This window comes from Amycolatopsis sp. NPDC004747, from assembly GCF_053601335.1.
Genome location: NZ_JBSGBQ010000016.1, coordinates 111,306 through 128,829, shown reverse-complemented (window position 1 = coordinate 128,829; position 17,524 = coordinate 111,306). Strand labels below are relative to the sequence as shown.

Genomic DNA, 17,524 nt, shown 5'->3' with positions numbered 1-17,524 from the left:
GGGTTCCTTGCTGTTTTCGGCCCTCAGAAGTTCTTCTTGGACACCGTCCACGGGTACCTGGACGCGAGCCCGGACGGGTCCAGGATGTAGGTGCGGGCCGTGGCGTTGCCGTTGAGCACCATGTCCAGGAACTGGACGACCGTGGTCATGCCGTCGGTCAGCTGGTTCCCGGTGATGAAGCCGACGTGCCCGGCCTGGGGGTGCACCGCCAGCACGGCGGGCACGGTGGTCAGGTCGTAGTTGGCCCGGGTGTTGTCGTAGGCGATGTCGGACGGACCGCCTGCCATGAACAAGGTCGGCGAGTGGAGGCGGCCCAGCTCGGCTCGGGAGTAGCCGAAGGAACCGTCGGCGAAGAAGCCGCTGTCCAGCGAGACGGCGGCGGAGACCCGGCTGTCCTGCGCGGCGACCAAGGCCTCGAGGCCGCCGCACGAGTGGCCCGCGGTGGCCACCTTCGTCAGGTCGAGCCGCTGCGACAGTGGTGCCCCGGACCGGTTCTGCTCCCGCTCCGCCCACGTGATCGCTCCGGTCAGCAGGGACGGGATGGGGGAGCCGCTCGGTACGCCGTTGGCCGAGCCGGTCGCCGATCCGGTGTCCACCACGACGAAGCCCTTCGACGCGATGACCGTCAACGCGCGGGTGACCTCGCTGTTGTCCGTGTGCGCGCAGGCGCCGTTGCCGAACGCCAGCACCGGCATCGGCGCGCCCACCGCCTGCGGGTTCGACGGCCGGAACACGGTGTACCGGTTGTCGCCGTACGCCGCCTCGCGGGTGACCGGGAAGTTGTTGTTCACCGCGGGGTCGCCACCCGCCGGTGGGGTCGGTACCGAGCCGGTGCACGCGACGCCGTTGAGCGTGAACGCTGACGGGGCGGCCGAGCTGCTGCCGGCCGTGGCGTTGAAGCCGAAGGAAACCGTTCCGCCCGTGGCGACGGCGCCGTTCCACGACGCGTTGGTCACCGACACCTGGGCGCCCGACTGCGTGTGCGTGCCGTTCCACAGCTGGGTGATCCGCTCGTCGCCGGAGAACGTCCACGTCACCTGCCAGCCGTTCACCGCGCTGCCGAGGTTCGTCACCGTCACGGCGGCGCCGAACCCGCCCTGCCACTGGGAACCGATCGTGTAGTCGACCCGGCATCCGGCGGCGGCCGCGGCGGCCGCTGCCGTGCCGGCCACGGCGGGCGCGGTCGTCACCGCCACGGCCGCCACGACGGCCATCGTCCGCCGGACACGGGAATTCGTTGCGCGCAAGATGATCTCCTCTTCGCTGAGTGATCGGCCATCTTGGGAGCGCTCCCAGTCGCCGTCCTGACTGTGGACTCATTGCGGTACGCCCGTCAAGCAATGTGTCTGGCGACCCGCGGGTTTCACTCGGTTGGGCCAGGGCGCGTCCGGTCGTGGATCGTGCCGGAACCACTGCACTGCGTAATCGGTCTGGACCAGTACGGCGGCTGTACCGAGGACTGGTCTTGACCACTGGCCACGCTCCGTGGTGACGCTTCCCCTATTGGTCTGGACCACGTAACGTTTGCGCAAACGGCGCAAAACACCGCCCTGGTCCCCGCCGGCGGTGTGGGTTTCCGCCACCCTGCACCTGGCTCAAGGGAGAGCGATGTCCAGAAAGAGATGGCACCTCCTCGGTCTCTTCACCGCGGTCGGCGCGCTCGCGGTCGGCCTCGTCACCGTGCCGGCCAACGCCGCCGGCGGCGTCAGCGCCACCTTCGGCAAGGGCTCCGACTGGGGCACCGGCTACGAGGGCAAGTACACGATCAGCAACGGCTCCGGCTCGACGCTGCCGAGCTGGACCGTCGAGTTCGACCTGCCGAGCGGCGCGAAGATCTCGTCGCTGTGGGACGGCAGCTACACCGCGTCCGGCCAGCACGTCACGGTCAAGAACAGCTGGAACGGCAACGTCGGCAACGGCGGAACCGCCAGCTTCGGCTTCAACGTCGCCTACTCCGGCACCTACTCGGCCCCGGCCAACTGCAAGCTGAACGGCGGTTCCTGCGACGCCGGCGGCGGCACCCCGACCACCACGCCGACGACCCCGACGACGCCCACCACCCCGACGACGCCGACCACGCCCACCACCCCGACGACCACCACGCCGCCCCCGCCGGGCGGGCTGAAGAACGTCGGCTACTTCGTGCAGTGGGGCGTCTACGGCCGCAACTACCACGTCAAGAACATCGAGACGTCCGGTTCGGCGAGCAAGCTGACGCACATCAACTACGCGTTCGGCAACGTCAAGAACGGGCAGTGCACCGCGAACGACGACCCGTACGCCGACTACCAGAAGACCTACGACGCCGCGGGCAGCGTCGACGGCGTCGCCGACACCTGGGACCAGCCGGTCGCGGGCAACTTCAACCAGCTGCGCAAGCTGAAGAAGCTGCACCCGGGCCTCAAGGTGATCTGGTCGTTCGGCGGCTGGACCTACTCCGGCGGCTTCGGCCAGGCGTCGCAGAACGCGGCCGCCTTCGCGCAGTCCTGCTACAACCTGCTCAAGGACCCGCGCTGGGCGGACATCTGGGACGGCATCGACATCGACTGGGAGTACCCCAACGCGTGCGGCCTGTCCTGCGACACCAGCGGTGCCGCGGCCTACAAGAACCTGATGTCCGCGCTGCGGGCGAAGTTCGGCTCGTCGTTCCTCATCACCTCGGCCATCACCGCGGACGGCAGCAGCGGCGGCAAGCTCGACGTCGCCGACTACGGCGGCGCCGCGCAGTACGTCGACTGGTACAACGTGATGACCTACGACTACTTCGGTGCCTGGGCCGCGCAGGGCCCGACGGCCCCGCACTCGCCGCTGACCAACTTCACCGGCATCCCGACCCCGGGCTTCTACTCCGACGCGGCCATCCAGAAGCTGAAGAGCAAGGGCGTCCCGTCGAGCAAGCTGTTGCTGGGCATCGGCTTCTACGGCCGCGGCTGGACCGGCGTCACGCAGGACGCCCCGGGCGGCACGGCGACCGGCCCCGCGCCGGGCACGTACGAGCAGGGCATCGAGGACTACAAGGTCCTCAAGAACACCTGCCCGTCGACCGGCACCTTCGCCGGCACCGCCTACGCCAAGTGCGGCAGCAACTGGTGGAGCTACGACACGCCGGCCACCATCGGCGGCAAGATGTCCTACGCCAAGCAGCAGGGTCTCGGCGGTGCCTTCTTCTGGGAGCTGACCGGTGACACCACCGGCGGCGAGCTCATCACCGCGATGAAGAACGGCCTGTCGTGACGCGCCGGTGGTTGCCCGCACTCGGGCTGGCGGCCGCGGCCGCCACGATCGGCGCGATGTTCGTGATCGCGCCGGCGAACGCGGCGGGCGGCGTGTCCGCGACCTTCTCGAAGGGCTCCGACTGGGGCACCGGGTACGAGGGCAAGTACACGATCGCCAACGGCTCGGGCTCGACGCTCGCCACCTGGACCGTCGAGTTCGACCTGCCTTCCGGCGCGACGATCTCCTCGCTGTGGGACGGCAGCTACACGGCGTCCGGCCAGCACGTCACGGTGAAGAACACCTGGAACGGCAACGTCGCCAACGGCGGTAGCGCCAGTTTCGGGTTCAACGTGGCGTACTCCGGCTCGTACGTCGCGCCGTCGAACTGCAAGCTGAACGGGGGTTCGTGCGCCGCCGGGGGCACACCCCCGACAACAACACCGCCCACTACGCCGCCTGTGACGACGACCCCGCCGACGACCACCACGCCGCCGCCGCCGGGTGGCCGGGGTGCGCCCTACCTGTACATGGGCTGGGGCAGCCCGCCGAACCCGCAGACGGTGATGAACGCGACCGGGATCAAGTGGTTCACCATGGCGTTCATCAACGCCTCCGGTGGCTGCAACCCGGCGTGGGACAGCAGCCGTCCGCTCTCGGGCAGCGCCGACGCCACCGCGATCTCGCAGATCAAGGCGGCGGGCGGCCAGGTCGTGCCGTCCTTCGGCGGCTGGAGCGGCAACAAGCTGGGCCCGAACTGCTCGACTTCGGCCGCGCTGGCCGGGGCGTACCAGCAGGTCATCAACGCCTACGGGCTGAAGGCGATCGACATCGACATCGAGAACTCCGACGAGTTCGAGAACGAGGCCGTGCAGGACCGCATCCTGGGCGCGCTCAAGATCGTCAAGCAGAACAACCCGGGTATCCAGACGATCCTGACCTTCGGCACGTCGACGACCGGCCCGAACTACTACGGCAACCGGCTCATCGACCAGTCGAAGGCGCTGGGCGCGAACGTGGACGTGTACACGATCATGCCGTTCGACTTCGGTGGCGGCGCGAACATGTACAACAGCACGGTGAGCGCGGCGAACGGCCTGCGTGACAAGCTGAAGTCGACGTTCGGGTGGTCGGACGCCACGGCGTACGCCCACCTCGGCATCTCGGGCATGAACGGCCTGTCCGACCAGCAGGAGCTGACGGACCTGTCGACCTGGACCCAGATCACCAACTGGGCCAAGTCGAACAAGATCGCCCGGCTGGCGTTCTGGTCGGTCAACCGCGACCGGGGCTGCCCCGGCGGCGGCGTCCAGTCGGCGTGCAGCGGCATCGCCCAGAACGACTGGGACTTCACGAAGGTGACAGCGGGCTTCTGACGCTGTCGCAAGCGGCCTCCTTGCCTGCTCCCCGGGTGGGCAAGGAGGCCGTTCTCATGACATCTTGACGGCGTCACCGATCGCTTGGTCCAAAATGGACACGCCGAGCGAGATCTCCTCTTCGGACGCCGTGAGCGGCGGCGCGATCCGGAACACCCCACCCATCCCGGGCAGCTGCACGATGTTCATGTGCAGCCCCAGCTCGAGGCACCGCTGCGTGACCCGGGCGCCCAGCTCATCGGAGCTCCGCTTGGTCTGCCGGTCCACCACCAGTTCCACCCCGGCCAGCAGGCCGCGGCCGCGGATGTCGCCGACGACCTCGTGCCGGGACGCCATCTCCTCCAGGCCCCGGCGCAGCGACGCACCGAGCGAGAGCGCCCGCTCGTCGAGGCGGTCCCTGGTCAGCACGTCCAGCACCGTGTTGCCGACCGCCGCCGGGAGCGGGTCCGAGACGTGCGTCGTGAAGAACAGGTACCCGCGGTCGTGCGCCTCCTGCTCGATCTCCGCGCTGGTCACCACCGCGGCCAGCGGGAGCCCGGCGCCGAGCGTCTTGGACAGCGTCAGGATGTCCGGGACGACGCCGTCGCGCTCGAACGCGTACCAGTTCCCGGTGCGGCACAAGCCCGTCTGGGCTTCGTCGAGGATCAGCAGCATCCCGCGCTCGCGGCACTTCTCGGCCAGCGCGGCGAAGTAGCCGGGTGGCGGCTCGATGATCCCGCCGGAACTGAGGATCGGCTCGGCCAGGAACGCGGCCAGGCTGCCGACCGACTGCGCGTCGATCAGCTCGAACCCGAAGTCCAGCTGCCGACGCCAGTCCAGCTCACCCGAGGAGTCGGTGAAGTCGGGCCGGTAGGCGTTCGGTGCCGGGATGGCGAAGTTGCCGGGCGCGGCCGGCCCGTACCCGCGACGGCCCGCGCTGTAGGTCGCGCTCGCCGCCGCCTGCGTCATGCCGTGCCAGGACCGCGCGAACGAGACGATCTCGTGCTTGCCGGTGACCAGCTTGGCCATCCGGACGGCGGCCTCGTTCGACTCGGCGCCCGTGGTGAGCAGCAGCGCCTTCTCCAGCGGCGCCGGCAGCGTCTCGGCCAGCCGCCGCGCGAGGTCGACGACCGGGCGGCTCAGCATGCCGCTGAACAGGTGGTCGAGCCGGCCCACCTGCCGCCGGACGGTCTCGACGATCTCCGGGTGTGCGTGCCCGAGGATCGCGCTCATCTGGCCGGAGGTGAAGTCGAGGATCCGGCGGCCGTCTTCGGTGAAGACGAAACTGCCTTCGGCGTGGTCGATGATCTCGCGGGTGAAGGCGCCGCCGTAACGCACGAGGTGCCGGTCGACGTCACCCCAGAAGGTGTCAGCCATGGCATCGACGGTAAGTCCGCGGCGAGCGACACGTCCATCTCACAATTCCGGCTTCCTTGTTCGGTTCTGCCGAACAACAATGGCCCGCATGCTGAACCCGTGGCGCCTGCGGCTGCTGAGCAGGCTCGACACCCTGGGCACGGTCCGCGCGGTGGCGCAGGACGCCAACCTGAGCGCGTCGAGCGTGTCGCAGCAGCTGGCCGTGCTCGAAGCGGAGACCCGCACCCAGCTGCTGGAACGCACCGGCCGCCGGGTCCGGCTCACCCCGGCCGGCCTGATGCTCGCCCGGCGGGCGCGGGTGATCCTCGACCACATGGAGACGGTCGAGGCGGAGCTGCGCAGCCTCGGCGAGGAGCCGGTCGGCCTGGTCCGGCTCGGGGCGTTCCAAAGCGCGATCCACACCCTGGCCGTCCCGGCGGTGACCCGGCTCGCGCACCCGCACCTGGAGGTCCAGCTCCTGGAGCTGGAGCCGCACGAGAGCATCCCAGCCCTGCGCGGCGGCGACGCCGACGTCATCATCACCACGACCGACTTCGTCGAGCTCCCGCTGGGTCCCGACCTCGACATCGTCCCGCTGGCCACGGACCCGATCGTGCTGGTGACGCCGCCGGACGCACCCCGCGGCCCGGCGGACCTGTCGGCCTACGCGGACGCGCACTGGGCGCTGGACATGCCGCAGTCGTACATGGCGAACCTGACGCTGCGCCTGTGCCGCGAGTCGGGCTTCGAGCCGCGGGCGGTGTGCCGCTTCAGCAACTACCTGATGACGTTGCAGCACGTCGAGGCCGGCTTGTCGATCGCGCTGCTGCCGTGGCTGGCGGTGGACCCGCGCTACCGCGTGGCAACGCGCGAGCTGGCGACACCGGTGACGCGCACCATCGCCGCGGTGGTCCGCCGCGGGACGCCGTTGCGCGCGGGCGTGAACGTGGTCCTCGAAGCCCTGCGGCAGCTGCCCGACCTGCCCGAACTGGTCAGACTTCGGTCCTCTCCCTGACCGGCAGCTCCGGGCTCGCGCCCCACGCCAGCTCGGTCACCACACGCACCGCCGACGGCACCGCGGCCCCGACGGCGGCCGACAGCCCGAGCCCACCGTCCACGCAGGCCGGTTCGCAGCTCAGGACCAGCACGCGGCCCGCGTCGCCGCCCAGCAGGCGCAGCAGGCGGACGACCGCGTCGCCGGGCAGGTCGTGCGTGTCGGCCGCCGAGGTGAGGGACAGCGTGCCCGGTGGCCCGCCGTGCGGGGTCGCGTCGAGCAGGATCGTCGTGTCGTAGCCACCGGTCAGGTCGTACGCCAGGTGGACCGCGGCGATGTCGTAGTCGGCGATCTGCACCCACGGTGGCAGACCCGCCCGGTCCAGTTCCCGGAGCACTTCGACGCCGAAGCCGTCGTCGTGCAGGAAGACGTTGCCAATACTCGCGACCAGGACACGTGGCCTCATTGCGCAACCTCCTGGGGTGCGCCTTCAGGCTAGAACTGTGAATTGGATCACACAATAGGCTGTGACATCCAGGGCTGACATCCGGGGCTTCGCCCCGGGCCGGGGCTCCGCCACCCGGAACCCGCAAAACGGTCAGTGCTGGTGCTCCCGCTCGTCCTGCACGGTTTCGGCCCGCGCCAGCCAGAGCTCGGCCTCGTGGCCGGCGCCCCGCGCCCGGAGCATGCGCGCCAGGCTCAGCATCCCCTGGACGTCGCCGGTCTCGGCGGCGCGGCGGAACCACTGCTCGGCCTGCGCCAGGTCCTCGCGGTGCTCGGCGAGGTGGCCGAGGTTGGTGAGTGCCGGGATGCTGCCGTGCTCCGCGGCCTTGCGGTACCAGGCGGCAGCCTCGCCCTCGTCGCCGCGGTTGCGGGCCAGCACGCCCAGGTTGGTCATCGCCGCCGGGTCGCCGTGCTCGGCCGCTTCCAGGTACCAGCTTTCCGCCTCTTCGACGTCGCCGCGGCGGTGCAGCAGCAGCCCGAGCCGGGTGACCGCCTCGACGTGGCCGCCGCTCGCGCCCTGGCGGTACCACGATTCGGCGTCGCCCGGCCGGCCGAGCCGTTCGGCCTGCCTGCCGAGCTGGCAGGTGGCCGCCAGGTCGCCCGCCTGCACGGCGGACCGCCACCAGCGGGCCGCCTCGGCGGCCTGGCCGCGGTCGCGCAGCACGACGCCCAGGTCGATCATCGCGCCGGTGAAGCCCGCCTCGGCGGCCTGCCGCAGCCACGACTCCGCTTCGTCGCCCTTGCCTTCTTCGCGCAGCAGCCGGCCCACCGCGGCCATCGACGGCAGGTCGCCGGTCCGCGCCGCCTCGCCGTACCAGTGGCGGGCGTCCTCGCGCTTGCCGCGGCGCTCGCAGGACTTGGCGAAGTGCTGCATCCCGTGCGGCTCGCCGGCCAGCGCGGCCTCGTGGTACCAGCGATCGGCCTCCTCCCGCGCGCCGCGTTCGGCGAGGAGGTGGGCCAGCGCCGTCATCGAGACGCGGTCGCCGCCCATCGCGGCCTTGCGGTACCACGACTCGGCCTCGGCCAGCTCTCCGCGCTCGCGCATCGCCAGCCCCATCCGGGCCATGGCGACGACGTTGCCGCCTTCCGCGGCTTTGCGCTGGAAGAACTCGTCGAACTTCTTGAGCCGGCCGGGCATCGGCTGCTCCCTCCGGATGGGTCCTGCTCCGGTAGTCGCAGATGATCGGCTCCGTGTGACACATCCGCCGTGGGTGGGCGACGTCACATTCGCGCCAGGTCGTCGTGTCGGCGCGGTTGTCCCACGTCGGCAGAGGTGACACTACGCCGCGCGACCGCGCAGGTGAGAGGAGAAAATCGTGGCGGCCCGGGGCTTTCGGCTGAGCGTGACGCAGCGAACTCTGCTGGTAATCGTGGTTCTCGCCGTCGCGCTCTTCGGGTACTGGGCGACGAGAGGTGCGGGCGCGGCCCCGCCCACCTCGGGTGCGCCGGTTCCGGTCAGCGCGGCCGACGCGCAGAAGCAGCTCGACGAGCTGACCATCGCCGCGCGGACGTCCATGGACGGCTACTCGCGCGAGAAGTTCCCGCACTGGGACAGCCAGGGGTCCGGCTGCGACACCCGCGAAGTCGTCCTCAAGCGCGACGGCAAGGACGTCAAGACCGACAAGGACTGCAAGGCGCTGTCCGGCACCTGGACCAGCGTCTACGACGACGAGACCTGGACCAAGGCCACCGACCTCGACATCGACCACATGGTCCCGCTCGGGCAGGCGTGGGCGAGCGGGGCGAAGTCGTGGACGACCGAGAAGCGCGAGCAGTTCGCCAACGACCTGACCCGGCCGCAGCTGTTCGCCGTCACCGACAACGTCAACCAGCAGAAGAGCGACAAGGCGCCCGACCAGTGGAAGCCGCCGCTGGTGGCCTTCTGGTGCACCTACGCGACCGACTGGATCGTCGTGAAGCACTACTACGGGCTGACGATCACGCAGGCCGAGAAGACCGCCTTGACCGACATGCTCCGCCGCTGCTGAGCTGGCCCGTGTGACGACTTTCGCGCTCATCCACGGTGGCGGTGGCAGCGGCTGGGACTTCCACCTGCTCATCCCGGAGCTGCAGGCCCGCGGCCACGACGCCGTCGCCCCGGACCTGCCGATCACCGATCGCTCGGCCGGGCTGGCGGAGTTCACCGGCACGGTGCTGGCGGCGCTCGGCGACCGCACGGACGTCGCCGTCCTCGGCCACTCCTACGGCGGGTTCACCGCGCCGCTCGTCGCGGCGAAGGTCCGGGCGCGGCTGCTCGTGTACTTGGCCGGGATGGTCCCGGCGCCGGGGGAGCAGCCGGGGCAGTGGTGGGGCAACACCGGCTTCGAATCGCCGAAGGGCCTGACCGAGACCGAGCAGTTCTTCAACGGCGTCCCGGCGGAACTCGCCGAGGCGTGCGTGGCGCACGGGCGCGAGCAGGTCAGCAAGGAGTGGGACGAACCGTGGCCGCTCCCGGCCCACCCGGACGTCCCGACCCGGGTGCTGCTGGCGCGTGACGACCGGTTCTTCGTCCCGGACTTCCAGCGGCGGGTGGCCCGCGAACGCCTCGGCATCGAGCCCGACGAGCTCGACGGCCCGCACTGCGTGCCGCTCAGCCACCCGGCCGCGCTGGCCGACCGGCTGGTGAGCTACCTCTGACTGCGCCGATCGGCGCTTAAAGGTCTAGACCTATTGACTGTGTGGTCCAGGCCACTTACGGTCTTGACCAGCGGCGAACCCGCTCGCGTCACCTCCACCCGGTCCCCACCACGGAGGTTCCCGTCATGCGTCTCGCGCACGTCCTCGCGCTGGCGGCCTTCGCCGGCAGCCTCCTCGTCGCCCCCGCGGCCTCGGCCGCGACCCTGCCCGCCTGCCGGCACTTCTACAACGGCCCGATCCCCGACCGCCCGGTCACCGGCGGGCACGGTCCCGGCACCCTCGTCGGCGCCGTGGACGTGAGCAACCGCCTGCCCGCGCCCGGCTCGGTCAGCGGGGGACTGGGCAGCGACGGCAAGGTCACCTTCACCTTCGCCCGGGTCGCCGGCGCCAAGGCCTACCGCGCTTTCCGCAACGGTCAAGCTCTGCAGTGGATCAGCGACTGGGGCCAGCCGACGCTGACCGTCACCGACGCCAGTCCCTGCCAGGACGCGAACTACCAGCTCTACGCGATGACGGCGGAGGACAACTCCCCGGGTTCGCTCGGCCAGATCTCGACCGCCTACCGCCTCGACGGCGCGAACCGGCTCTCGGCCTACCGCATCCCGGCGGGCACGACGCTGAGCTACCGCGTCACGTCCTACAACGACGTCGCGCAGACGGCGCTGGGCTACCAGGCCGGACCGGGTTTCTGCGCGGTCGACGCTCGCAACATCCCGTGGGGCACCCGGTTCTCCGTCCCCGGCTACGGCGAGTGCTACGCGGCCGACATCGGCAGCTGGATCTCCGGCGACATCGTCGACGTCTGGCTGCCCGGGTCCCAGGCGGACGCCTGGGGCATCCAGCGGCTCACCCTCACCGTGCGGTAGGCCACCTGACCGCCGAAAGGCCGTGACGGCCTCCTTGCCGACGTCCCCCAACCGCCCCGGCAAGGAGGCTTTCACGGGTCACCAGCGGTCGAGGTGCAGGACCTCCTCGAGGGGCTGGCGCGCCGCCGGCTTGAACCCCTCGCCCGTGTAGAAGGCCGTCGGGACGAGCGCCGCCTGGTGGACGTTCTTCGGCAGCTCCAGCACCTCCGCCGCCTCCTGCTCGTACTTCAGGTGCAGCGTCGTCCACGCCGTTCCGAGCGTCACCGAACGGGCCGCCAGCATGTAGCTCCACACCGCCGGCAGGAGGGACGCCCACAGCCCGGCCTGGTTCCCGGCCGGCAGCTCCGAGGACGGCGTCTCCAGGCAGGGGACCACCAGCACCGGGACGTCACCCATCCGGTCGGCGAGGTAGGCGACGCTGTCGCCGACCCGCTGCTGGACCGCCGCTCGCGCCGGGTCGTCCGCGAACAGCTTGCCCGCCGCGTTCGGCGACTCCAGGTACTCCTGGCACGCCCGGCGGTAGATCTCGCCGAGCGCGGCGCGCTGCCCGGCGTCGGTGACGACCAGCCACTGCCAGCGCTGCGTGTTCGAACCGCTCGGCGCCTGGAGCGCGACCTGGACGCAGTGCTTGACCAGGTCGAGCGGCACCGGCCGCTCGAGGTCGAGGCGCTTGCGGACGGTCCTGGTCGTGGTCAGGAGCTCTTCGGGCGTCATCATCGGCCCATCATGCCGGGCTCACCAGCGATCGTGCACCAGCGGCCGGATGAGCTCGTCGTAGGTTTCGCGGACGCCGGCGGCCGCTTCGGCGGACAGCGGCGGCAGCGCGGCCGCCTCGGTGTTGGCCGAAGCCTGCGAAGCGTTGCGGGCGCCCGGGATGACCGTGCTGACGCCCGGCTGGTCGATGATCCAGCGCAGCGCGAACTGCGCGAGCGTCTGACCGGAGGGCACGAGCCCGCGCAGCCGCTCGACGGCCTCCAGACCGACCTCGTACGGCACGCCGGAGAACGTCTCGCCGACGTCGAACGCGTCGCCGTGGCGGTTGTAGTTGCGGTGGTCGTTCTCGGCGAACGTCGTCTGCGCGCTGTAGCGGCCGGACAGCAGGCCGGAGGCCAGCGGCACCCGCGCGATGATCCCGGCACCCGCCTCCGCCGCCGCGGGCAGCACGCGCTCCAGGGGCTTGAGCCGGAGGCAGTTCAGGATGATCTGGACGGACGCCACATGCGGCCGGGCCAGCGCCGTCAGCGCCTCTTCGCAGGTCTCGACGCTGACGCCGTAGGCCTTGATGCGGCCTTCGTCGACCATCGCGTCGAGGGCGTCGTACACCGCGTCGGAGGAGTACACCGGCGTCGGCGGGCAGTGCAGCTGGACCAGGTCGAGCGTGTCCACGCCGAGGTTGCGGCGCGACCGGTCGTTCCACTCGCGGAAGTTCGCGGCGACGTAGTTCTCCGGCACCTGCTCGACCCGGCGGCCCATCTTGGTCGCCACGAAGACGCCCCCGCGCTCGGCGAGGAACCGGCCGACCAGCCGCTCGCTGCGGCCGTCGCCGTACACGTCGGCGGTGTCGAAGAAGGTGACACCGTTGTCGGCGGCCGCGTGCAGCACGCCCAGCGCGTCGTTCTCGTCGACCTCGCCCCAGTCCGCCCCGAGCTGCCAGCAGCCGAGCCCGACGACGGACACCTCACGGCCCAGGCGGGCGATCTTCCGGTTCTCCATGGCGCGATCCAAGCACACGCCCGGCGCCTATGATTCGCCGTCATGGCGATGACGGGCGACTGGGAACGGCGGGGCCCGGACGGACTGGGGACCCGGATGCGGCACGTCCTGGAGATCTTCGAAACCGATGTCGCACGCTTCCTCGTCGACATCGGCCTCGACGACTACCGGCCGCGGTACTCGCCGGTGGTGCGGGCGCTGCTCGCCCGCGGCCCGCTGGCCATCCGCGACCTGGCCGCGGAGGTCGGCGTGACGCACTCGGCGGCCAGCCAGACCGTCGCGCAGATGAACCGCGCGGGGTTCGTCACCCTCGAACCGGGCGCGGACGCCCGGCAGCGGATCGTGTCGCTCACCGAGAAGACGCGCGGCCTGCTGCCGCTGATCGAGGCGGAGTGGACGGCGACGACCGAGGCGTCCGAGGCGCTGGAAGCCGAGCTGCCCTACCCGCTGCGCGGGGTGCTGGCGGCGATCGTCGAGGCGCTGGAGCGGAAGCCGTTCCGGCAGCGGATCGCGGAGACCACCGCCGCGCGGGAGCTGCTGGAGCGCTGATCAGGCGTCCGGCAGCGGGAAGACGGCCCAGACGTACTTGCCGCCGGGGCAGCGTTCGAAGCCCCAGTCCAGCGACAGCGCCTGGACCAGGACCAGCCCGCGGCTGCGCGCCTCGGCCGGGGACGGTGCCCGCAGCTCGGGCAGCATCCGGCCGGTGTCGTGCACCCGCAGCGTCAGCCGGCCCCCGGTGCACTCCAGCTCGAGCCGCTGGGGCCGTTCGCCGTGCTCGAAGGCGTTGGTGACCAGCTCCGACGTGGCCAGCAGGACGTCCTCGAGCTGCCGCTCGGGCACGCCGAACCTCAGCAGCGCCGTGCGGACCTCGTGCCGGGCCAGCGCCGGCGCCGTGACGTCGGCCGGGAGGAGCACCCTCAGCTGAGCGATGGCCGCGGCTGCGCGCTGCGGCGTCTTCGACGTCGTCATCCGGTCCCCCTCCCAGTGAGTTCGGTACCGCCCGCCAAGTACCCAAGCGGCCGATCGGCTAATCAGGTGCCGTCGGCCAGCTCGGATTCGTCCAGCCCGGACCGCAGTTTCTTCAGCGTCGCGGCCAGCAGCCGCGAAACCTGCATCTGGGACACCCCGACGCGGCGGGCGATGTCGGACTGGCTCATCCCCGAGCCGAACCGCAGCGCGACGATCTTGCGCTCCCGCTCCGGCAGGCTCTCCAGCATCGGGCGCAGCGCCTCGCGCAGCTCGGCCTGGCCGAGTTCGGCGTCCGGCGCCCCGAAGCGCGTGTGCGCCGCGTTCTCCAGCAGGTGGTCCAGCGAGGCGCCGTAACGCCCCTGGCCCGCACGGAGGCCTTCGTAGACGTCCTCGATGGGCACCCCGAGCCGCGCGGCGATCTCACTCGGCTTGGGCGCACGCGAAAGCTGCACGGTGAGCTCCTCGCGCGCGGCGGAGATGTTCGCGTTCAGCTCCTTGAGCCGTCGCGGCACCCGCACCGACCAGCTGTTGTCCCGGAAGTGGTGGCGCAGCTCGCCGGAGATGGTCGGCACGGCGAACGCCAGGAAGTCCGTGCCCTGTTCTGGGTCGAACCGGTCGACGGCGTGGATGAGCCCGACCGTGGCGATCTGGACCAGGTCCTCCATCGCCTCGTCGCGGTTGCGGAACTTCCGGGCCAGGTTCCGCGCCAGCTCCAGGTGCGCGCGCACGAGGGTGTCGCGGATGCGTTCGCGTTCCGGCGAGTCCGCCGGCAGTGCGGCGAGGCGGGAGAACAGCGCGCCGGCGTCGAGGTCGCCCCCGCTGCTCCCGGCGGGATCGCTCACGAGTCCGCCGCCTGGCTCTCCCGGACGAGGTCCACTCGCGACAGGTAGCGGCCGTTCTCCGGGGTGATCGTCCGCTCGGCCGTCGTCGCGAGTGCGGTCAGCAGCTGCCACGACAGGCCGGCGTCGTCCTCGTGGTCGGCGCTGTCGGACAACACCGAGACGGAAACCTCGATGCGCGGCCCGTTCCAGGAGAAGACACAGGTCAGGCGGCCGTCCGCGCTGGCGGGGAGCAGCAGCGAGCAGGCTTCGTCCACCGCCATCCGCAGGTCCTCGACGGCGTCGAGGTCGAAGTCCTGGCGCATCGCGATGTCGGCCACGATGGTCCGGAGCGTGGGCACGACGTGCGGGATCGCTGCCGTCCGCACCTCGATGACCTGCGCGCCTTCCGGGACGAGCGGGGCGTTGTCCTCCACGTTTGTTCCTTTCTCCGCACTCGCGCTGCCGGGGATCGGCGGTCTCTGCCACGCCCGGTCAGCGAGATGCCCGTGGGGTGAGCAAACCAAACCCGGGTTTGATCCGCTCCACCGGCGGGCATGTAGCGGTCGACATGCTGATCCTGGGAAAGGCGGGGACGACATGGCTGACGTGAGCCGGCTGCCCAACGTGGTTGCTGAAGAGTGGGACTGGCAGCTGCACGGCTCGTGCCGGGGTGCGGACAGCAGCCTGTTCTTCCACACGGACAACGAGCGGGGTTCGGCGCGGGAGCGGCGGGAGGCGCGGGCCAAAGCGATCTGCCAGTCCTGCCCCGTCCTGGCCCAGTGCCGCACGCACGCGATGACCGTACAGGAGCCGTACGGCATCTGGGGCGGCCTCGGCGAGATCGAGCGGCGGCAGCTGTTCCTGCGCCAGCGCAGGGCGGCCCGCAAGACGATGAGTGCGCACTGAGCAGAGCGCTGAGCAGGCAGGATTTGATCGCCGGTGAGCAGTACACGCGAAAGGGCGGCGGCCGTGGCGGGCGTGGCCGCTTCCTGGGTTAGGGTTGGCCCCGGAGTTGCCTTGACCGTGCCCGGCGCGAGCTTTGGGAAGGCACGGTGACACGGTTGCCGCTTGAGACAGCAGGCGCGTACCCGGCGCAGGAGCAGCGCCTGACGAGGAGAAACTGCATGCCCGCAGCCGACCAGAACGCCACCCCGCCCGGGTTCGGCATCACGCTGGACACCGACGCGACGGAACCCCGGGTGGTGGTCACCGGCGAGCTCGACCTGCTCACCAGCCCGCAGCTGCAGGAGGCCCTGGCCGGGCTGATCGCGGACAAGCGCGCCCAGCGGGTCGTGGCCGATCTGACCGGGGTGACCTTCTTCGATTCCTCCGCGCTGAACGTGGTGCTCCGCGCACAACGCCAGGCCGGCGAGCAAGACGTCGAACTCGCGGTCGTCCCCAGCCCCGCCGTGAGCCGAGTGATCGAGCTCACCGGCGTGGCCGAACACCTGAGCGTGTCGGAAGACCCCCAAGCCTGACCGCCCGCTACGGTTCCGCGGACCGATTTTCCGCGCGGACCTGGGGGCGGCACGATGATGGGGCGGACGCATGCCCTGACCGGCTGGTGCGCGGGCTTGGCCCTGGCGCCCGCGGTCGGGGCGGGCTCGGTGCACCAGGCGGTCGTCTTCGCGGCGACCACGGCGGGGTTCGCCCTGCTGCCCGACCTCGACCACCCCGGAGCGAGCGCGTCCCGCCTCCTCGGCTGGCTGACGGGCGCGTTGTCGTGGGTGCTGCGCCGGGTGTCGGCGGGCTTCTACGCGCTGACGAAGGGCCCGCGGGACGAGAAGGTCTCCGGCAAGCATCGCCACCTGTCCCACACAGTCCTCTTCGCGGCCGGCCTGGGCCTGCTGACGTCGTGGGGGACCGTCCAAGGTGGTCCCTGGGCCGTGGTGGGCGTGGTGGTCTTCGGCCTGATGCTGGCCGAGGGGGCGCTGGGCGACTGGCTCCTCCCGGTGAGCGGGGCGGCGGTGGCGTGGTGGTTCTTCACCGCCCCACCCGACCGGGCGGGTGAACTGGCGGCCATTTCGGGCTGGCTCGGCGTCGCGGTGGCGGCCGGCTGCGTGACCCACTGCCTGGGTGACGCGCTCACGGAGGCCGGCTGCCCGTTCCTCTTCCCGATCCCGATCGCGGGCGAGACGTGGTACGAGATCCGGCCGCCGAAGGCCCTGCGCTTCCGGACCGGCAAGAAGGTCGAGAAGCGGTTGGTCTTCCCGGTGTTCGCGCTGCTCGGCGTGCTGCTGGTGCCGGGTGTGTGGGAGCACACGGTGAGCACGTTCGAGCGGCTGTTCATCCCGCCGTCGTCCCAGCAGGCGACCACGCCTTGAGCCGCTCGGCCGCCGCGGCGGTGTCGGTGTAGTCGCGGGAGTGGGTGATCAGGCCGTCCCGGATGGTCAGGACCAGGACGTAGGACGCGGTGAACGCCGTGCCGTGGACCTCCTGGTGCAGGTCGAACTCCGCCACCAGCACCGAGGGGTCCGTCGTCTCGTGGACCACGACGTTTTCGGCCTTGGTGACCCGGCGCAGCCCGGCGGCGGCGTGGAAGCGGCGGCGCAGCTCTTCCCGGCCCTTCGTCACGCGGGGCATGCCCGGGAGGGTGAAGGGCATCTCGAGGGTGACGTCCTCGGCGTAGAGGTCGGCGAGGTCGTCCCACCGGTTCTCCACCGAGGCGGCGAGGAACCGGTCGAACACCGCGCGCGTGAGTCCCGAAAGGGCCGACACGTTCGGGTAGTCCCGGTAGGACGTGATCTCGCCGTCGGAGACGGTCACGATGCCCACCGACGACGGGAACTCCACGCCGGGGCCGGAGACCACCACCTCCACCACGAACCCCGACTCCGTGATGGTCGTCGTGACCTCCGCTTTCGTCAGGCCGGCCGCCCGCGCCCGGTCGCCGCCGCCGGACAGGGCCGACACCACGGCGTCGCGGCCTTCGATGCGCTGGCCCAGGAACGGCACCTCGAACACCGCGTCGGCGGCGAACAGGGAGGTGAACCGCGAGGCGTCCAAAGCGGACATTCCGGTTCGGACCAACGCGGCGATTTCGGGCACGGTGAGCGGCATCGGAATTCTCCTGGGAGACTTGGCGTTGAATCGGAA

The 17,524-nt window shown here is 71.0% G+C and carries 20 protein-coding genes; 10 read left to right on the top strand and 10 right to left on the bottom strand.

Going from position 1 to position 17,524, the window contains the following annotated elements; all coding sequences use genetic code 11:
* Positions 1-23 precede the first annotated feature (23 nt).
* On the bottom strand, positions 24-1,247 hold the full coding sequence (locus ACWEGE_RS25825; protein ID WP_449663018.1) for a cellulose binding domain-containing protein: 1,224 nt from the start codon (positions 1,245-1,247) through the stop codon (positions 24-26).
* Between the two features lie 361 nt (positions 1,248-1,608).
* Here ACWEGE_RS25825 and ACWEGE_RS25820 point away from each other — a divergent pair, with 361 nt between their 5' ends.
* The gene (locus ACWEGE_RS25820) at positions 1,609-3,234 is read left to right on the top strand and encodes a glycosyl hydrolase family 18 protein (protein WP_449663017.1); all 1,626 of its coding nucleotides are present in this window, start codon (positions 1,609-1,611) and stop codon (positions 3,232-3,234) included.
* On the top strand, positions 3,231-4,589 hold the full coding sequence (locus ACWEGE_RS25815) for a cellulose binding domain-containing protein (RefSeq protein WP_449663016.1): 1,359 nt from the start codon (positions 3,231-3,233) through the stop codon (positions 4,587-4,589). The genes ACWEGE_RS25820 and ACWEGE_RS25815 overlap by 4 nt, the downstream gene beginning before the upstream one ends.
* A gap of 54 nt (positions 4,590-4,643) precedes the next feature.
* On the opposite strand, the gene ACWEGE_RS25810 is transcribed toward ACWEGE_RS25815, so the two are convergent.
* Entirely contained in the window at positions 4,644-5,945 is a 1,302-nt protein-coding gene (locus tag ACWEGE_RS25810) for an aspartate aminotransferase family protein (RefSeq protein WP_449663015.1), read from the bottom strand.
* An 88-nt stretch (positions 5,946-6,033) separates the two neighbouring features.
* Here ACWEGE_RS25810 and ACWEGE_RS25805 point away from each other — a divergent pair, with 88 nt between their 5' ends.
* Positions 6,034-6,939 carry a LysR family transcriptional regulator gene (locus tag ACWEGE_RS25805; RefSeq protein WP_449663014.1) on the top strand — a complete coding sequence of 302 codons (906 nt, stop codon included), beginning with the start codon at positions 6,034-6,036 and terminating at the stop codon, positions 6,937-6,939.
* Here the strand turns inward: ACWEGE_RS25805 and ACWEGE_RS25800 are convergent.
* Positions 6,917-7,384, bottom strand: coding sequence for a hydrogenase maturation protease (locus ACWEGE_RS25800; protein WP_449663013.1), 468 nt, complete (start codon positions 7,382-7,384; stop codon positions 6,917-6,919). The two genes, ACWEGE_RS25805 and ACWEGE_RS25800, sit on opposite strands and share 23 nt — an antisense overlap.
* A gap of 132 nt (positions 7,385-7,516) precedes the next feature.
* Positions 7,517-8,560, bottom strand: coding sequence for an SEL1-like repeat protein (locus ACWEGE_RS25795; RefSeq protein WP_449663012.1), 1,044 nt, complete (start codon positions 8,558-8,560; stop codon positions 7,517-7,519).
* A 178-nt stretch (positions 8,561-8,738) separates the two neighbouring features.
* Between ACWEGE_RS25795 and ACWEGE_RS25790 the strand changes: the two genes are divergently transcribed.
* The 3 genes from ACWEGE_RS25790 (at position 8,739) to ACWEGE_RS25780 (ending at position 10,925) form a co-directional block, all read left to right on the top strand.
* Positions 8,739-9,410, top strand: a complete 672-nt coding sequence (locus ACWEGE_RS25790) for an HNH endonuclease family protein (protein WP_449663011.1) — start codon at positions 8,739-8,741, stop codon at positions 9,408-9,410.
* 10 nt (positions 9,411-9,420) lie between these two features.
* Entirely contained in the window at positions 9,421-10,059 is a 639-nt protein-coding gene (locus ACWEGE_RS25785; RefSeq protein WP_449663010.1) for an alpha/beta fold hydrolase, read from the top strand.
* Between the two features lie 125 nt (positions 10,060-10,184).
* Positions 10,185-10,925 carry a 3D domain-containing protein gene (locus ACWEGE_RS25780; RefSeq protein WP_449663009.1) on the top strand — a complete coding sequence of 247 codons (741 nt, stop codon included), beginning with the start codon at positions 10,185-10,187 and terminating at the stop codon, positions 10,923-10,925.
* Positions 10,926-11,003: 78 nt separating this feature from the next.
* On the opposite strand, the gene ACWEGE_RS25775 is transcribed toward ACWEGE_RS25780, so the two are convergent.
* Positions 11,004-11,642 carry a nitroreductase family protein gene (locus ACWEGE_RS25775; RefSeq protein WP_449663008.1) on the bottom strand — a complete coding sequence of 213 codons (639 nt, stop codon included), beginning with the start codon at positions 11,640-11,642 and terminating at the stop codon, positions 11,004-11,006.
* A gap of 18 nt (positions 11,643-11,660) precedes the next feature.
* Positions 11,661-12,638, bottom strand: coding sequence for an aldo/keto reductase (locus ACWEGE_RS25770; protein ID WP_449663007.1), 978 nt, complete (start codon positions 12,636-12,638; stop codon positions 11,661-11,663).
* A 42-nt stretch (positions 12,639-12,680) separates the two neighbouring features.
* Between ACWEGE_RS25770 and ACWEGE_RS25765 the strand changes: the two genes are divergently transcribed.
* The gene (locus tag ACWEGE_RS25765) at positions 12,681-13,187 is read left to right on the top strand and encodes a MarR family winged helix-turn-helix transcriptional regulator (protein WP_449663006.1); all 507 of its coding nucleotides are present in this window, start codon (positions 12,681-12,683) and stop codon (positions 13,185-13,187) included.
* Here the strand turns inward: ACWEGE_RS25765 and ACWEGE_RS25760 are convergent, their stop codons facing one another.
* The 3 genes from ACWEGE_RS25760 to ACWEGE_RS25750 form a co-directional block, all read right to left on the bottom strand.
* A complete protein-coding gene (locus ACWEGE_RS25760; RefSeq protein WP_449663005.1) occupies positions 13,188-13,607 on the bottom strand; it encodes an ATP-binding protein in 420 nt (139 codons plus the stop codon).
* Between the two features lie 62 nt (positions 13,608-13,669).
* Positions 13,670-14,449 (bottom strand): SigB/SigF/SigG family RNA polymerase sigma factor, encoded by a 780-nt coding sequence (locus ACWEGE_RS25755; RefSeq protein WP_449663004.1) that lies wholly within the window; start codon positions 14,447-14,449, stop codon positions 13,670-13,672.
* Positions 14,446-14,862, bottom strand: a complete 417-nt coding sequence (locus ACWEGE_RS25750; RefSeq protein WP_449663003.1) for an anti-sigma factor — start codon at positions 14,860-14,862, stop codon at positions 14,446-14,448. Before ACWEGE_RS25750 ends, ACWEGE_RS25755 begins: the two co-directional genes overlap by 4 nt.
* A 163-nt stretch (positions 14,863-15,025) precedes the next feature.
* Here ACWEGE_RS25750 and ACWEGE_RS25745 point away from each other — a divergent pair, with 163 nt between their 5' ends.
* The 3 genes from ACWEGE_RS25745 (at position 15,026) to ACWEGE_RS25735 (ending at position 16,752) form a co-directional block, all read left to right on the top strand.
* Positions 15,026-15,334, top strand: coding sequence for a WhiB family transcriptional regulator (locus tag ACWEGE_RS25745; protein ID WP_176173588.1), 309 nt, complete (start codon positions 15,026-15,028; stop codon positions 15,332-15,334).
* Between the two features lie 218 nt (positions 15,335-15,552).
* Positions 15,553-15,906, top strand: coding sequence for an STAS domain-containing protein (locus ACWEGE_RS25740; RefSeq protein ID WP_003078104.1), 354 nt, complete (start codon positions 15,553-15,555; stop codon positions 15,904-15,906).
* 57 nt (positions 15,907-15,963) lie between these two features.
* Positions 15,964-16,752, top strand: a complete 789-nt coding sequence (locus tag ACWEGE_RS25735) for a metal-dependent hydrolase (RefSeq protein WP_449663002.1) — start codon at positions 15,964-15,966, stop codon at positions 16,750-16,752.
* Here the strand turns inward: ACWEGE_RS25735 and ACWEGE_RS25730 are convergent.
* Positions 16,715-17,488, bottom strand: coding sequence for a nuclear transport factor 2 family protein (locus ACWEGE_RS25730; protein ID WP_449663001.1), 774 nt, complete (start codon positions 17,486-17,488; stop codon positions 16,715-16,717). The genes ACWEGE_RS25735 and ACWEGE_RS25730 overlap by 38 nt on opposite strands.
* Positions 17,489-17,524: the final 36 nt, after the last annotated feature.

Bases quoted from the DNA above. Each gene is read 5' to 3' on its own strand.
- ACWEGE_RS25820 (WP_449663017.1), top strand. From the start codon at position 1,609: ATGTCCAGAAAGAGATGGCACCTCCTCGGTCTCTTCACCGCGGTCGGC.
- ACWEGE_RS25810 (WP_449663015.1), bottom strand. From the start codon at position 5,945: ATGGCTGACACCTTCTGGGGTGACGTCGACCGGCACCTCGTGCGTTAC.
- ACWEGE_RS25805 (WP_449663014.1), top strand. From the start codon at position 6,034: ATGCTGAACCCGTGGCGCCTGCGGCTGCTGAGCAGGCTCGACACCCTG.
- ACWEGE_RS25800 (WP_449663013.1), bottom strand. From the start codon at position 7,384: ATGAGGCCACGTGTCCTGGTCGCGAGTATTGGCAACGTCTTCCTGCAC.
- ACWEGE_RS25795 (WP_449663012.1), bottom strand. From the start codon at position 8,560: ATGCCCGGCCGGCTCAAGAAGTTCGACGAGTTCTTCCAGCGCAAAGCC.
- ACWEGE_RS25780 (WP_449663009.1), top strand. From the start codon at position 10,185: ATGCGTCTCGCGCACGTCCTCGCGCTGGCGGCCTTCGCCGGCAGCCTC.
- ACWEGE_RS25775 (WP_449663008.1), bottom strand. From the start codon at position 11,642: ATGATGACGCCCGAAGAGCTCCTGACCACGACCAGGACCGTCCGCAAG.
- ACWEGE_RS25770 (WP_449663007.1), bottom strand. From the start codon at position 12,638: ATGGAGAACCGGAAGATCGCCCGCCTGGGCCGTGAGGTGTCCGTCGTC.
- ACWEGE_RS25765 (WP_449663006.1), top strand. From the start codon at position 12,681: ATGGCGATGACGGGCGACTGGGAACGGCGGGGCCCGGACGGACTGGGG.
- ACWEGE_RS25760 (WP_449663005.1), bottom strand. From the start codon at position 13,607: ATGACGACGTCGAAGACGCCGCAGCGCGCAGCCGCGGCCATCGCTCAG.
- ACWEGE_RS25745 (WP_176173588.1), top strand. From the start codon at position 15,026: ATGGCTGACGTGAGCCGGCTGCCCAACGTGGTTGCTGAAGAGTGGGAC.
- ACWEGE_RS25740 (WP_003078104.1), top strand. From the start codon at position 15,553: ATGCCCGCAGCCGACCAGAACGCCACCCCGCCCGGGTTCGGCATCACG.
- ACWEGE_RS25735 (WP_449663002.1), top strand. From the start codon at position 15,964: ATGGGGCGGACGCATGCCCTGACCGGCTGGTGCGCGGGCTTGGCCCTG.
- ACWEGE_RS25730 (WP_449663001.1), bottom strand. From the start codon at position 17,488: ATGCCGCTCACCGTGCCCGAAATCGCCGCGTTGGTCCGAACCGGAATG.